The sequence below is a fragment of the Flagellimonas ulvae genome, assembly GCF_049333175.1.
GTDB lineage: Bacteria > Bacteroidota > Bacteroidia > Flavobacteriales > Flavobacteriaceae > Flagellimonas.
The window spans coordinates 153,371-167,539 of record NZ_CP186325.1 but is presented as its reverse complement, the minus strand read 5'-3'; the positions used below and the strand labels follow the sequence as shown (position 1 = coordinate 167,539).

Here is a 14,169-nt window from a genome sequence, read left to right as displayed (position 1 = left end):
TTAGAACAGCACATTCATACCGGGATAAACATTGGCCAACACTTCATCAACCAAAATGGTGTTAGCCTTCAAACCACCTATCAAAACACTATCACCAACATAATTCATAGGTTCCACTTCCTGAAGTTGGAGCACACCATCCTTCACAACATAGACCTGATTGTTCTCAATGAGCAAATTGTTATCAATTTTCACCACATTTTCCACCATTTTCCCAAAAATGGTCCCTTGTAAAAACTGTCCCTCCTTAAGACCAGTACCCGCTATTTCCACAACTACAGTTATGGTTTGTGTATTCGAACTTATTTTTGCATTTATTCGACTTATTTTCCCTTGGAACTTATGTTTCGTATCCAAACTTTCAAGAAGAACCTCTTTGCCCAAGGCTATATAATTAGTATAGCGGGATGGGACTTCTAGCTTAATCTCAAATAAGGATGGGTCTATAAATTCCCCAAGCTTTTGCCCGTTACGAACAAGAGTTCCAGTGGTAACCAAAGACTCAGTAACCACTCCTCTAAAAGGAGCCGTAAGCGTATATTTTGATAGTCTTTCTTCCTGATTTTTAACTGTATAGAAGTTCTCATAAATGCCTTTTCCTGTCAAAAACAAACGCTCAGCTTCTGATGTTGGTTCTGGCAGATTACGTAGCGCCCGATTTACTTTGAAATCTTCCAAATAGGATTGCCATTTTAACGAAGCGTCTGGGAAATCAACTTCCATATCGGGCAGCATGCTAGCAATTCTATTCAAAAATGCGCTGCGAGTTGATAGGAGTTGGGCTTGGTATTCGGAGCTATTTATTTGCAACAAGGTTTGATTTTTGTAAAACCTGTTTCCTTCTTTGAAATCAGTTTGGGTGGCCACTAGTATTCCCTGTACTTCACTGTACAGTTCTATCTTTTTTTTGGCAGTTAACGAACCTGTTGCTTCAATTACAAAGGGATGTGAAGTGGGAACCACCAATTGTGTGGATACCATTTGTTGTTCCTTTTTAACTTCGTCGACGATTTCTTGGTTGCTTTTTTTCATCAAACCAACCAGGAGTACGCCCAAAACTAAAATGCCCAAACCAATTAAGGCCTTTATCCATGTTTTCATTATTCAGACATTTTTTTGCGCATGGTTTTTCGCATTTGCGGCTCTAACTCATCTTCAAACTTTTCCATTTGCTCTTCGGATAAAATCTTCTCTAGTTCTTGGTTCTTTGCCTTCTTTATTTTTTTCATATCCCCAATTTTCCCAAACATCGAACCTTCCTTATTCATCAAATCGGCCGTCTTTTTGGAATAACGGACATTCACCTCTTCAACTTTTGTGAGTTGTTCCTCATCAAGATTCAATTCGGATTTCATCAAGTTGGTTTGATATTCGGCCATTTTTGTGGCATCCATCTTTTTTTGCCCAAAAACGGATATGGATATCAATAAAGCCATTGCTGGTAGTAGTGTTTTAGATATCATTTGTATTATCATTTTGAATTATTTTGCTTTGGTATTTGGAGCACGAATCGTAGTCCCAAGTTGAAGTATGCCCCACTTTCAGGCTCAAAATCAAAGATTTCTTTATTTTCATCATCCAAAATCTGCAAGGTGGGGTTGGGCACAAAACCGACTTCGCCCACAAACGCTAAGTTTTTTGTAAACAAGTATCTATAGGAAAATCTTGTATTTATCCCGTTGAACTGAAGTTTTGTATTCTTTAAAGTTGCATTTCCCTCAACCGCTATCTCGTTGGAATTGTTTCCGAAGATACCTTGAGGAGATGCCAAAATTGCCACACTATGTTTGGCATTTACTCGGTAAGTCAGACCTGTAACGGGAATTCCCAAAGAATAGCTCCAATGTTCATTCAGTTGTTGACTGAAGGATACTGCCGGAAAAACAATAGGTTCGCCAAATTGGGTTCCATAAAATGCTCCAACAAGTAAATTTGAGAATCTGTTACCTTCACCCCATCTTTTGGTAAATCCAAGTATAGCGTTGAAAACGAAGTCTTCTTCGCTGATACCGTCTCCAAAATTGGATGTTAATGTAGTTCCTACCGAAACAACCATCCTCCAATTGTTCTTCAGTGGCCTTAAGTAAAAAACACCCGTGTTTATGGAATGCATATCCTCAAATGTGGATAGGCTCACAAGATTAGTGGACGAATTGAAATCAAAAGAAAAAAGCTGGTATCCCAAACGTGCACCCAAAACTCCTTTTTTAATGGGTTTCGCAAAGCTCAGGTTTAAACCATAGTTCTGAATTTCAGTACCTCCTAAATCAGGTAAAAGTCCATAATTGATGCTTATCGGTTCTGGTTCATTGGAATTACCAATAAATATGGGCAATTGTGCCTGAAGAGAGCCAATGGTCATCATTCCAACAAGTAGCATCCACTTTTTCATAGTTGATAATTGTTGGGAGCGAAGCTATATTGTGGATTTTCCAAAGAAGAATAAAATATACTTACGCAGATAATGAAAAGACCAATACCAATAATGTGTCGATAAAACCAGTGAAGGAAGTCGTATGGGATTTTACCGGGTTCATAGAAAAAATCAACCTTCTAGTTGATTTTTCTTTTGAGAAACCAGATATCTTTCAAGTTAATATTGATGTTTACCGAGTGAATGTTTTCCTGAACCAAAATGGTGTTGGTGCTACCGCGGTTTGTGTTGGTATAAGAAATGTTAATCATGGAACCTCCCCTCCTACTAAAGGGGAAACCCAGTCCTAAAGAAAAGCCACTGCTAGAAATGTTTTCTCCTCGAACGGATAGATAACCTGAGTCATAATAATACCCTGTTCTGAACCTTATCCTTTGTAAAAACTTAAAGCCAGCAGGATTTATACTGTATTCAGCTCCTCCAGAAAAGATGTTTTGGTCTACAAAATCGCCAATGTTATCTTGTTGCCCAGTAACGGACCAAGCCTTAAAACTATGGTCAAAATTGAGATACAGGTTTTTCCATGGATTAATAAGGACGCCATTGTTAAACTCCCAGGGTAATTCGAACCTATCAAGGGAGATATCCAACTCAGATTCAACAGGGCTTTCAATCAAATCCAAGACTTTACTTACTACTCTATCTTGAGTTCCCGAAAGCTGCGTTGGAAAGAGAACCGTACCTCCATAAGAAAATAGTTTACCTATGTCTGTCTGAAGCCCAACACCAAATTGGACACCACTATAATTACTTGTTTCCTCAACAGTTAATCCACTCAGGCCGGTCTGTACAATCTCAGTTTCATCTATACTTCCAAATAAATACGAAATCTTTGCGCCCAACCTGAAACCTTTGAATATGGTTCTCCCATAGTTCAGATTCAGGGCGTTCAATGCACCGGTTCCAAAGATGTTACTATTGAATTGGTCAAACGTTCCTTCAATATTGCTTTCAATTCCCAAAAGCGAATACCCAACATCCGAATAGGGCAATACAGAAAGACTGAAGGTGGATTTTTCATCGATATTGGCCGAAAATGCCAAACTTGAAAAGTTGCTAGCCAATCTATTCTCTTCCGTTGTATTGTTTTCAATGGTACTCAACTCGCCGAGGAAACCAATATCAAAAACAAAGGAATTTGTACTCTCCGTGCCAAATGATGCTGGATTCCTTATGTTTATAAGATTTGGGTCATTAAGAGCAAAGCCTCCCCCACCCAGTGAAGCATTCTTTCCCACATTAGAGCTGGTTTCAACACCTAACCCGAAAAGAGAATATGGAGAGCCTGTTAATCTATTCGTTTGGGAATAGGAATTCAAAGCGGTAACAGCAAGTGTTATGGTGGTGAGAACGTTATTCATCTTCATCATAAATCGCATAGGTAATTATCAAGGTTGCCTTAAAATCCTGACTTTCTTCCCCTTCCAAAATGACTCGATCAACGCTTTGCGCAAATTCTGGAGGATATACAATGAATGCGTCATCCACCAGGTTCGTTTCATTTAGCTCCCTATCCACATAGACGCCTATCGGTATTTCATAAATGAGTTCATCAAACTCTTTCAATTGTTCATTGACCACCCCAAATACAGGTTGACCGCCAAAGAAAAGCTGTTCGGTTATCCTGTTATTCTGGTTCACCAATACAATCGTCAATGAGTCTCTAATGGGAAGATTGTCGCTGTAGGTGCTCGGAGGGGGTTTTAACTGAAGAGTGGCGCTTAGAATTGTGCCTTGTCCGGGAATATCAAACAATTGTTTTATAGTGGGAAATTGTATTCTAGAAGCGTATCCTGTTCCCGCTTGAATAAAACTTCGGTTATTTGATTGGACTGAAGGAAGATTGATTTCTTGATCAATTAGTGTATCCAAAACTGAATTTGAAATAGTGTTTTGGATATTGTTGAATATTTTTGGCTCCGCAATATCGTCTTGAACCACAAAATCTAAAATGCCTTCTTCATCATCAAATTCTTGAGGTACTCGATAAAAAAGCCGGATATAACTCCGACTACTATTCGATGAGAATCCTATAATGCTAGAGTTATCCTCTACTCCCGGTCTTATGTTGATGCCCTGAAACGTTTCGCGAAGTTCATCCAGGTTGTTTATGTCATCATCCCGTATCCCCTCAAAAAGAGATAATCCAAAGTCTTGAGGAAGTTTAATAAAGAGTGAATCTTCGTCCTTTGGTTCAGGGATATAAACATACGTAGCCAAGGGAACCGAATCAATTGAAATTTCAGAAGTGTTATAAAAAAAACCATCTTCATCCCTTAAGTCATCAGTGAGGAGGTGTACATTGAGCGTAGACTGGATGATGGTATCGTTGTAGAAGTATCCGTCATAACCCAGTACGAGTCCTACACTGTCTAATTCGGCATCTGAAGGTAGATTATAAATAAGCGGGGACAACTCCATGAAATTGGTTGCCTTTACTTCTCCAAAAAAACTATCAATATATTGACCAACAAGAATACGGTCAGTACCTGAAGTGATAATACTATCAAACCGCATGGTCGAGACCGCCACAGTAAATGTATCCAATGATATGACCCTAACATCAGAATCTGCAAAATCCTGTCCGACCTCCAAGGATGGAATTTCGGATGTATCCAGACTACAGGCCAATATCATAGTAAAAATTCCTAAAAACAATGTGATTTTCTTCATTAAATAATGAATGTTGTTTGGAGCAAAAGAATTGAAACCCTATGTAATATGGGAGTTAATTATACCTAAGTCGAATTTTTGTCTACCAAACTTTTGTTTCTCCCACTAAACCCAAATCTCTGGATTGGTCGATGAATACGTAGAGTTGGTATACAAAAGCGTCCTACACGTATAAAATATTTTAGGCCGGAACATCTCCAGAATAGTTTTGGGAGAAAAGTCAATTTGAGTAGAGTCTTTTGTACAATGGTTTTGGTCCTTATTTATACCGATATCAAATCCCAAGAAGAAATAGTCAGGATGGACTATGGAGTTTGGGCGGATATGGAAAATACCACTGTATCTGACCTTAATTTTAGGTTCAGTCAAAAAATTCAAAAAAACCTGACCATAGGCTCGGAGTACTTAAAACGCAATTTTGATTTCTTTGATAGAACTGAAATATCGCCTATAGAGGACATAAATCGTTTCCACCAACTCCAATTATTCTTAGATTATGAAATTGAGATTGGAAAAGCCTATACAATTGAGGCAGCATTTAAACCTACCATCTCATCTTCTTGGACGAGTTCACTTTCCCAAGAGGATCTTTTTTGGTTTTTTTCCGCTTCGATATTGAGAAAATTGTCAAGCAAAGAACAAAGAAACAACTGGATAAAGGTTGGAATATTAAATGATGTTCTTTTTGGCTCTCCAAGGCTGATACCACTATTTGAATACAGCACCGATATCAGCGATAAGCTTTTCTTAAAATTAGGTTTTCCAGAAAGCGCTATTTCATTTCAATTTAATGAAAGAAACCGTTTGCTTCTGGAGCATTCTTTTACTGGAATGTACGCCAATGTTGCCAGCCCTTTGCAAATTCAAAATTTTGGGGAGCTCGTGGACGGAAAACTAGCACTCAACGGTTCACAAATCTCATTGGATTACCAATATAGGCTTCAACCCAACCTTACCACATTCTCACGGATAGGATATCAGTTGGTTGAAGATTTTGAAATTCAAGACAATAACGACAACCCATTTTATGATTTTGGACAGGGCTCCTCTATATTTTTTTCGATGGGAATTATGTACAACTTTAAATAAAAACAATGAAAAGAACGATTTGGTTAAGGACAAGGATGGAAGTGAAGCTTCTTACGTCACTAATATGCTTATTTTGCTTTTTGAGCTGTTCAGATGATGATGATGAAGAAGATTTAGGGAATTGGGTAGACCGCTCGGTTTTGGACGGAACACCAAGAAGCAGTTCGGCAGCATTTAGCATTGGAAATAAGGGCTATATGGGCACAGGATATGATGGAGATGATTATCTATCAGACTTTTGGATTTATGATATGGATGGAAACTTCTGGTCCCAAGGTGCCTCTTTTCCCGGTATTGCAAGAAGTTCTGCAAGTGCCTTCACCATTGGTGATGAAGGATATGTTGGGCTTGGTTTTGATGGAGATAATGAATTGGGCGATTTTTATAAATACAACCCATCCTCCAATACATGGACTTCCATTTCAGATTTTCAAGGTAACCCGAGAAGAGGGGCAATAGCTTTTGGGTCGGATACCAGTGGATATGTAGGAACTGGGTTTGACGGTGATAATGACCGAAAGGATTTTTGGAAATATGATCCAAACACCGATACTTGGAACGAAATTGTTGGTTTTGGAGGAACAAAACGACGGGACGCCACAACTTTTAAAATTGGAAACACAGTTTACTTGGGTACCGGGGTTTCCAACGGCAGGAACCAAACCGATTTTTGGTCGTTTGACCTAACTTCAGATTCGTGGACCTCACTTTTGGATATTGACGATGATGATGACTATACCATTGTTCGTAGTAATGCTGTAGGCTTTGCCATTGGAGACAGAGGCTATATTGCTTGTGGAAATGGAGGTACCGGGTCTTTGACTAGTGTATGGGAATACAATCCATCTACTGACTTGTGGGAAGAAAAAACCAATTATGAAGGTGTGGCAAGAGAGGGGTCTGTAGGTTTTTATGATGGTACCCGCGCATTTTTAGCCCTTGGAAGAAGTGGAAACTTGTATTTGGATGACAATCGCGAATTTTTCCCATTTGAAGAAGAAGATGAGGACGACTGATAACATTGATATAGTCCTCTTCTTATGAAAAAAAAGGACAGCTATTTGTATGCCTTAATCTTCATTTTTATAGGCCTGCTTTTCTTTTGGTTTGTCAGGCTTGGATTCAGTTTTCAAACTTCTATGAAGAAAGATGGTCTCGAACTGATTGTAAGTGAGTCACAGGACGAAGAAGGGTGGGTGTACTCCATATACCATAAAGAACGACTTTTGATTCATCAAGAACACCTGCCCTTGCTACAAGGAAAAAATAAGATTACTTCAGAGCAAATGGCTACAGAACTAGGAGAAATGGTCATGCAAAAACTCCGAAATCACGAACCGCCGGTCATTCAAAAAAGGGAACTTATAGAGGTAATTACCTCTCATTCAAAAAAAGATTCCATATTTTAAGAAATCAAACTAAGATGGGAATGTTGAAAATTAAAGAGGTTTACATACATATCATTGTTTGGATATGTTTTATTTCCTTTCCATTGGCCTTGAGTTTCTCCCAGTTTGGGGAAGTTCATTTTGATTTCTTGCCACGAATAGTCATCACACCTTTTTTGACCTATGTAAACTATCTAATTCTAGTACCAGCACTCTTGCTTAGGAAGAGGCTTTGGCAATATATTTTGGTTTCGGTCTTGCTATTGGTAGTTTTTAACCTAGTGGTAAACACATACTTTTCCACAGGCCCGTTAAACCGGATTTCCGAATTTACAGGCGTGACCAATGTAATGCCTTTGAAACGTATGTCAGAGGCCATGCTTGCTATAGCATCTTTCTCCTTTTTTCTTTTAGGTGGCGTCATGGGGCTCACAAAGGATATTTACAAACGAGAAAAACGCAGTCGCATCAAAGAGATGAGTCGTAAAGAGACAGAACTTCAATTTTTAAGAGCCCAATTGAATCCTCATTTTTTGTTCAATTCATTGAACAGCATTTACAGCTTGGTGCGGGAAAAGAGTTCAGAGGCACCTCAAGCCGTCATCACCCTATCTGAGCTTATGCGCTATATGCTTTATGAAGCCAAAAAGGAGCTTGTACCATTGACCAAGGAAATAGATTACATTAAGAATTTTGTCCAATTGCAAATACTACGCTTATCGGATAGCAAAAACGTAAAACTACGAGTTTCTGGAGAATATGAAGATAAATTAATCGCTCCCTTGCTACTGGTTCCATTTGTTGAAAACGCTTTTAAATACGGAACAGATTTTAAGGGAGACACCTATGTAGACATTAACTTAAAAATAGTTTCTGAAACCTTATTCTTTAGGGTGACAAATAAAATTGGACCTTATAAAAAAGACTTGGAAAGCTCTGGAATAGGTTTAGAAAACATCAAAAACAGATTGCAGATTTTATTCCCAGAGGAACATAGTATGCTTATTACCAAAGAGAATGGGAATTATATGGTTAATCTTGAACTTCAGTTAGCATGATAAAGTGTATTATAATCGACGATGAACCATTGGCCATAGGGGTTCTGAACTCTTATTGCGAAGATTTGGGCGAACTAAATGTGATTGCCTCCTTCACAAATCCCTTCGAGGCCATAACCCTTTTGTCAAAGGAAAAGATTGATTTGGTTTTTTTAGATATTGAAATGCCGCAAATCAATGGAATAGATTTCATAAAATCCATAGATAATAAACCCCACTTCATTTTCACCACTGCCTATTCGCAATATGCTGCCCAGGGATTTGATTTGAATGCCGTGGATTACTTGGTAAAACCTATTCCTTTTGTTCGCTTTATCAAGGCCATCAATAGAGTCAAAAAACTTATGGAATTTGACAATCTTTCCATAAAAGGGAATGAAAATGTAAGTCCATCTTCAGGTAATTCGGGAAGTTCCAGCAATTTTCTATTCGTAAAATCTGAATACGAGAGTGTGAAGATTAATATGGAAGACATCAAATACATTCAAGGGCTAAAGGATTATCTGAAAATACATACCCATCAGCCTAAACCCATTTTGACTTTATTGAGCTTTAAGGAAATTCAAACAAAACTGCCCAGCGAACAGTTCATGAGGGTTCATAAGTCTTTTGTAGTGAACATCAGTAAAATAAAATCAATACAACGAAGTAAGATTGTAATCGATGATGTTAGGATACCAATTGGAGAGAGTTTTAAAGAGAGTTTTCTCGGTAGATTAGGGCTTTAAAAGAACTTTTTATTTACTTCTCTTAAACAAGCTACAGATTCAGCCAATGAAATTGTATTTGCCGAAAAAATAACATCCTGTAGTTAAAACCAAAGAAAAATCAAGTCACTATCCATCAATTCCATGTTTCTTTAAAAAAGCATCCAATTCTTTAGTGGTTGGATTCTTTAAAAAATCTTCCCCATAAGTAACCGTTGGAAACTTTAATTGTCCGTTATAAAGTGCCCGAACAGTCTCATCGGCTTCCGGTTGGGTTTCTACATTGTAATCTTCAAACTCAACCCATATGGATTGCAGATAATTACGAAGATTGGCAGATTTGGTGCACCAATTTGTGCCGTATAATTTTAACTTCTTTTCATCCATGGGCTTTACCTCTTAAGAGTTTAGCAAAGGTAGGTTGAATTCGTTCGGCTTGGGTCACAATAAACGGTGTCACGGACATTAGTAGAATAGATACGGCCAAAAAGATTTGATAGTTATTTTTACTGATGAGTTCATATTCCAGACCACTTTGAGCTAATACAAATGAGAATTCTCCAATTTGTGCAATGGAGAAGCCAACGGCCAAAGCGGTTTTCCAATCTAGTTTCATCACCTTTACCGCTAGTATTCCGGCAATTGCTTTTACGGCTAAAGCAAAGAAGAACCAAAATACAATCCAACCAAAATCTGTCGCGAAAATCTTCCAGTCAAGCAACATCCCCATAGAGATGAAAAAGAAACTCATAAAGACGTAACGGAATGGAAGAAAACAAGAAATGGCCATTCGGTGGTATTCGGTTTCAGCAATTATTAGCCCTGCAATAAAAGCTCCCAGTGCCAACGAAAGTCCAAGTTCCTCGGTCAGCAGTGCGATTCCAGTAACCAGAAAAACCAATGCAATCAAAAATACTTCTTGACTTTGCACTTTCATCACCGTTTTCAAGAAAAAAGGAATGACAAAGCGGGCCAATAGGTAAGCAATACCACCCATCAAGATTAGTTTCCCTAAAAGCCAAAGCAGTGCTTCCAATGGGCTGCTATCCCCAGCACCTGCAAGAATTGGCGTAAACAACATTAAAGGTACAATCATGATATCTTGAAACAGAAGTACGGCCAAAATGAACTTTCCATGGGGAGCTGTAATCTTATTGGTGTCTTGCAATACTTTGACCACGATGGCCGTACTGCTCAATGCATACAAAAAACCCCAAAAAATACTTTCCTCCACCGAAGGTCGCATCAGTAGCCATATCAAACCAGAGGTGAGCAAGATGGTAAGAAATACCTGGGAAGCTCCTCCAATCAATACATAATTCTTGATACGCTTCAAATTACTGAATGAAAATTCGAGTCCTACAGTGAATAACAAAAGAATAATCCCAATCTCGGCATATACATCCACTTCCTCCATATCCGCAAAATATTGGCTCGTATTTGGACTCAGCAAAACTCCCGTAATTAGGTAGCCAATAATGTATCGAATCTTAAGGAATTTACATATGATAATGACCGCCGTTGCCACACCAAAAATGGCAAACAGGTTAAGAAGTACATGGTGCTGCATGGAAGGATTTTTAGGTGATGTTAATTTACAAATATTCATTGGCTTGAAAAACTGAATTACATTGTTGGACAAAAAAAATCACAATGGACTACTTGGTAAAACGATAGGTGTTTTTTAGCACGAACTTCATTATCTTTCAGAAAGGAAAACAAGACTTTTCCATTTCAAAAAATTGATATGAAAACTACCTATGAACTAGCAGATTTTCCGCAGCTTGAAAAAGTTCCAAAGGAACAATTGGACTGGTTGATGGAACATTTAGAGATTGAAGAGATTCCCATAGGCGGTTATCTTTTTGAAAAAGGAAGCCCCATTGATTACCTAACGCTCATTTTTGAGGGTGATTTTGAGCTCTACTTGCTACAGAACAATAGTAGAAAAGCTTTTGGCCGAATCAAAAAACATGATATTTCTGGGCTATTACCTTATTCTAGGGCTAAAACTGCAGGGGGATATGCCATAGCTATAAAACCTGGTGTGGTTGGTAAATTGCATAGAGAGAAGTTGCAGTTGTTAATAGAGAAGTTTTATGAACTCACCGAGGTCTTGGTTCATGAAATGAACAACCGCATTCGGAACATCACCCAAATTGAAGTCCAAAATGAAAAGTTGATTGCTTTGGGAAAACTATCAGCTGGTTTGGCACATGAACTCAATAACCCAGCTTCGGCCATGGTTCGAAGTGCTTCTTTGTTACAACAGCATTTGATGGGGCTACCGGAAGATTTTAAGAAGGTTATTAAAATTCGAGCTGATGACAAAGCTATTGATAGTATCAACGAGTTTATGTACAAAAAGCTCCAAGAAAGACATGAGGAGCTCTCTATGATGGAAAAGGCAGACCTCGAGGATGAGTTATACGATTGGTTTTCCAGCTGCAGTTTGACGGATCAATATGATTTGGTTCCATTGTTGGTAGAGTATCAGTTCAACACCGACGATTTGCTGTTTGTAAAATCGTTGTTGAGGGAAGAAGATGTAAATCCTGTGTTGAAATGGATTGTCCAAAACATGACCACACACAAAACAGTAGGTGATATTAAAGAGGCGTCTTCACGAATTGAAACCTTGGTAACATCCGTAAAGACCTACTCCTATATGGACCAAAGTTTGGACTTTCAGATGGTAGATGTCCATACTGGAATACAAAGTACACTGAATGTCTTAAATCATAAGATTACCAAGGTAGGACATAAGGTGGTAACAGCGTTTGATGAAAATGTACCAAAAATTCATGGCCTACCTGGGGAATTAAATCAAGTCTGGACCAACTTGATAGATAATGCCATAGATGCACTTCCTTCCGAAGGAGGAGAAATCAAGATAAGGACCAAAGCTTCAGGTAGTTTTGTGTATGTGTTTATAGAGGATAACGGTCATGGAATTGCCGAAGAACACCTCAATCGTATTTTTGAACCTTTTTTTACCACCAAGGAAATAGGAAAAGGTACGGGTCTGGGATTGGATGTGGCCTTAAAAATCATCAAACAACACAACGGTCAGCTCAAGGCAAAATCCAAACCGGGCAAGACCCTATTTGAAGTCTGTTTGCCCATTAATCATAACACAGAAGAAGAGAACTCGTGAAAAAACCTATCATTATTGCTGTTGACGATGATCCACAGGTCTTGTCAGCTATACGCGGGGATTTGCGTGCAAGATACAGAGCTGATTATCGTATTATGGCTACGACATCCGCACAAGAGGCACTGGAAGCTATACAAGAATTAAAGAACAAAGGAGAAGAGGTTGCCCTTTTCCTTTCAGATCAGCGGATGCCCTCTATGCTAGGGGTCGACTTTTTGGAAAAAGCGTTGGCAGTTTATCCCCAAGCAAAACGGGTACTGCTTACTGCATATTCTGATACCGATGCCGCTATCAAGGCCATTAACGAGGTGCAGTTGGATTACTATCTGCTTAAACCTTGGAATCCACCGGAAGAGAAACTGTTTCCGGTTATTGATGACGTACTCCAAGATTGGTTGGCCAACTATTCCCCTCCTTTTTCAGGTCTTCGTATTGTCGGATATCCGTTTTCGCCCAATACCCATAACATCAAAGATTTTTTGGCTGGAAATATGTTCCCCTATCAATTTTTGAATGTGGAAAACGAGGATGCGGCCAAGGAATTGGTAGAAATCAATACCCTTGGTTCCAAAGACCTTCCTGCTGTTTTCTTTGAGGACGGAACTATGTTAAAAAACCCAACCCTATCAGAGATTGCTAAAAAATTGGGATTGAATGTACGGGCACAAGAAGAACTGTATGACGTAATTATTATTGGGGCAGGTCCGGCCGGATTAGCAGCTGCGGTTTATGGGGGAAGTGAAGGTTTAAAGACTTTGCTCATTGACCGAAAAGCGCCTGGTGGACAAGCGGGAACCAGCTCAAGAATCGAAAACTACTTGGGATTCCCTAAAGGATTAAGTGGCTCGGACCTCGCCCGAAGGGCGATTACCCAAGCAACGCGATTTGGCATCGAATTTCTTTCCCCCGTTGAGGTAACCAAAATTGAAGTACAGGATTCCTATAAGATTATTACCCTTTCTGATGGCAGCGAATTAAAAAGTAAGGCTGTGGTCATTGCTACCGGAGTGGATTACAGAAAACTTCCCAATCAAGGAATGGATAGTTTGACTGGAGCAGGTGTCTATTATGGCGCTGCCACAACTGAGGCGCATACCTGTAAAGATGGTAATGTTTTTATTATTGGAGGTGGAAACAGTGCAGGACAGGGCGCCATGTACCTATCCAAATACGCTAAAAAGGTGAATATTGTAATTCGTAGGGATTCTTTGGAAAGCACTATGAGTTCCTATCTGATAGACCAAATAGACAATACCGAAAATATCGAAGTAATCCCAAAGTCAGAAATCATTGAAGCCATTGGAGACTCTAAATTGGAGCAAATAGTACTTCGCAACAATACTTCAAAATCAGAGGAAAATCATGAAGCTAGGGCGATTTTCATCTTCATTGGGGCTCGACCCTATACCGAGTGGACAGGGGACAATTTTCTAAAGGACGGGAAAGGTTTTCTGGTCACGGGACGGAATGTGCTAGATCACGAGTCAGGTGCAATTCAATGGAAACAGGGTAAACCACCGTATTTGCTGGAAACCAGTGTGCCTGGGGTGTTTGCAGCCGGTGACGTACGGAGTGGTGCGATGAATCGGGTAGCCTCAGCGGTGGGAGAAGGTTCCATGTCCATCAGTATGGTACACAAATATTTGAATGAAAATTAAAAAGA

General features: G+C 39.1%; 14 protein-coding genes. 7 read left to right on the top strand and 7 right to left on the bottom strand.

What is annotated here, in order from left to right; all coding sequences use genetic code 11:
* From ACOKFD_RS00810 to ACOKFD_RS00790, 5 genes are all read right to left on the bottom strand, one after another.
* Positions 1 to 1,101: an efflux RND transporter periplasmic adaptor subunit gene (locus ACOKFD_RS00810; RefSeq protein ID WP_422859515.1), complete on the bottom strand. Its 1,101-nt coding sequence runs from the start codon at positions 1,099 to 1,101 to the stop codon at positions 1 to 3.
* Positions 1,101 to 1,463 (bottom strand): hypothetical protein, encoded by a 363-nt coding sequence (locus ACOKFD_RS00805; RefSeq protein ID WP_422859514.1) that lies wholly within the window; start codon positions 1,461 to 1,463, stop codon positions 1,101 to 1,103. The genes ACOKFD_RS00810 and ACOKFD_RS00805 overlap by 1 nt, the downstream gene beginning before the upstream one ends.
* 8 nt (positions 1,464 to 1,471) lie before the next feature.
* A complete protein-coding gene (locus ACOKFD_RS00800; protein WP_422859513.1) occupies positions 1,472 to 2,392 on the bottom strand; it encodes a DUF6268 family outer membrane beta-barrel protein in 921 nt (306 codons plus the stop codon).
* A gap of 161 nt (positions 2,393 to 2,553) precedes the next feature.
* Entirely contained in the window at positions 2,554 to 3,795 is a 1,242-nt protein-coding gene (locus tag ACOKFD_RS00795; protein ID WP_422859512.1) for a hypothetical protein, read from the bottom strand.
* Positions 3,788 to 5,107 (bottom strand): DUF4270 family protein, encoded by a 1,320-nt coding sequence (locus tag ACOKFD_RS00790; RefSeq protein ID WP_422859511.1) that lies wholly within the window; start codon positions 5,105 to 5,107, stop codon positions 3,788 to 3,790. Before ACOKFD_RS00790 ends, ACOKFD_RS00795 begins: the two co-directional genes overlap by 8 nt.
* Before the next feature lie 225 nt (positions 5,108 to 5,332).
* Here ACOKFD_RS00790 and ACOKFD_RS00785 point away from each other — a divergent pair, with 225 nt between their 5' ends.
* Genes ACOKFD_RS00785 through ACOKFD_RS00765 form a run of 5 tightly spaced genes read left to right on the top strand, consistent with a single transcriptional unit; the run spans position 5,333 to position 9,370 of the window.
* Positions 5,333 to 6,196, top strand: a complete 864-nt coding sequence (locus ACOKFD_RS00785) for a hypothetical protein (RefSeq protein WP_422859510.1) — start codon at positions 5,333 to 5,335, stop codon at positions 6,194 to 6,196.
* A 5-nt stretch (positions 6,197 to 6,201) separates the two neighbouring features.
* Positions 6,202 to 7,212, top strand: a complete 1,011-nt coding sequence (locus ACOKFD_RS00780) for a Kelch repeat-containing protein (protein WP_422859509.1) — start codon at positions 6,202 to 6,204, stop codon at positions 7,210 to 7,212.
* Positions 7,213 to 7,236: 24 nt separating this feature from the next.
* Positions 7,237 to 7,605 carry a DUF4907 domain-containing protein gene (locus ACOKFD_RS00775; protein ID WP_422859508.1) on the top strand — a complete coding sequence of 123 codons (369 nt, stop codon included), beginning with the start codon at positions 7,237 to 7,239 and terminating at the stop codon, positions 7,603 to 7,605.
* A 20-nt stretch (positions 7,606 to 7,625) separates the two neighbouring features.
* Complete coding sequence (locus ACOKFD_RS00770) at positions 7,626 to 8,642, top strand: sensor histidine kinase (RefSeq protein WP_422859507.1); 1,017 nt, start codon at positions 7,626 to 7,628, stop codon at positions 8,640 to 8,642.
* Positions 8,639 to 9,370 carry a LytR/AlgR family response regulator transcription factor gene (locus ACOKFD_RS00765; protein WP_422859506.1) on the top strand — a complete coding sequence of 244 codons (732 nt, stop codon included), beginning with the start codon at positions 8,639 to 8,641 and terminating at the stop codon, positions 9,368 to 9,370. Before ACOKFD_RS00770 ends, ACOKFD_RS00765 begins: the two co-directional genes overlap by 4 nt.
* 108 nt (positions 9,371 to 9,478) lie before the next feature.
* Here the strand turns inward: ACOKFD_RS00765 and ACOKFD_RS00760 are convergent, their stop codons facing one another.
* Together ACOKFD_RS00760 and ACOKFD_RS00755 are read right to left on the bottom strand one after the other, a co-directional pair.
* Complete coding sequence (locus tag ACOKFD_RS00760) at positions 9,479 to 9,736, bottom strand: glutaredoxin family protein (RefSeq protein WP_422859505.1); 258 nt, start codon at positions 9,734 to 9,736, stop codon at positions 9,479 to 9,481.
* Entirely contained in the window at positions 9,729 to 10,919 is a 1,191-nt protein-coding gene (locus ACOKFD_RS00755; protein ID WP_422859504.1) for a cation:proton antiporter, read from the bottom strand. The genes ACOKFD_RS00760 and ACOKFD_RS00755 overlap by 8 nt, the downstream gene beginning before the upstream one ends.
* A 177-nt stretch (positions 10,920 to 11,096) precedes the next feature.
* Between ACOKFD_RS00755 and ACOKFD_RS00750 the strand changes: the two genes are divergently transcribed.
* Together ACOKFD_RS00750 and ACOKFD_RS00745 are read left to right on the top strand one after the other, a co-directional pair.
* Positions 11,097 to 12,506 carry an ATP-binding protein gene (locus ACOKFD_RS00750; RefSeq protein WP_422859503.1) on the top strand — a complete coding sequence of 470 codons (1,410 nt, stop codon included), beginning with the start codon at positions 11,097 to 11,099 and terminating at the stop codon, positions 12,504 to 12,506.
* Positions 12,503 to 14,164: an FAD-dependent oxidoreductase gene (locus tag ACOKFD_RS00745; RefSeq protein WP_422859502.1), complete on the top strand. Its 1,662-nt coding sequence runs from the start codon at positions 12,503 to 12,505 to the stop codon at positions 14,162 to 14,164. The genes ACOKFD_RS00750 and ACOKFD_RS00745 overlap by 4 nt, the downstream gene beginning before the upstream one ends.
* The last annotated feature ends 5 nt before the right edge of the window (positions 14,165 to 14,169 follow it).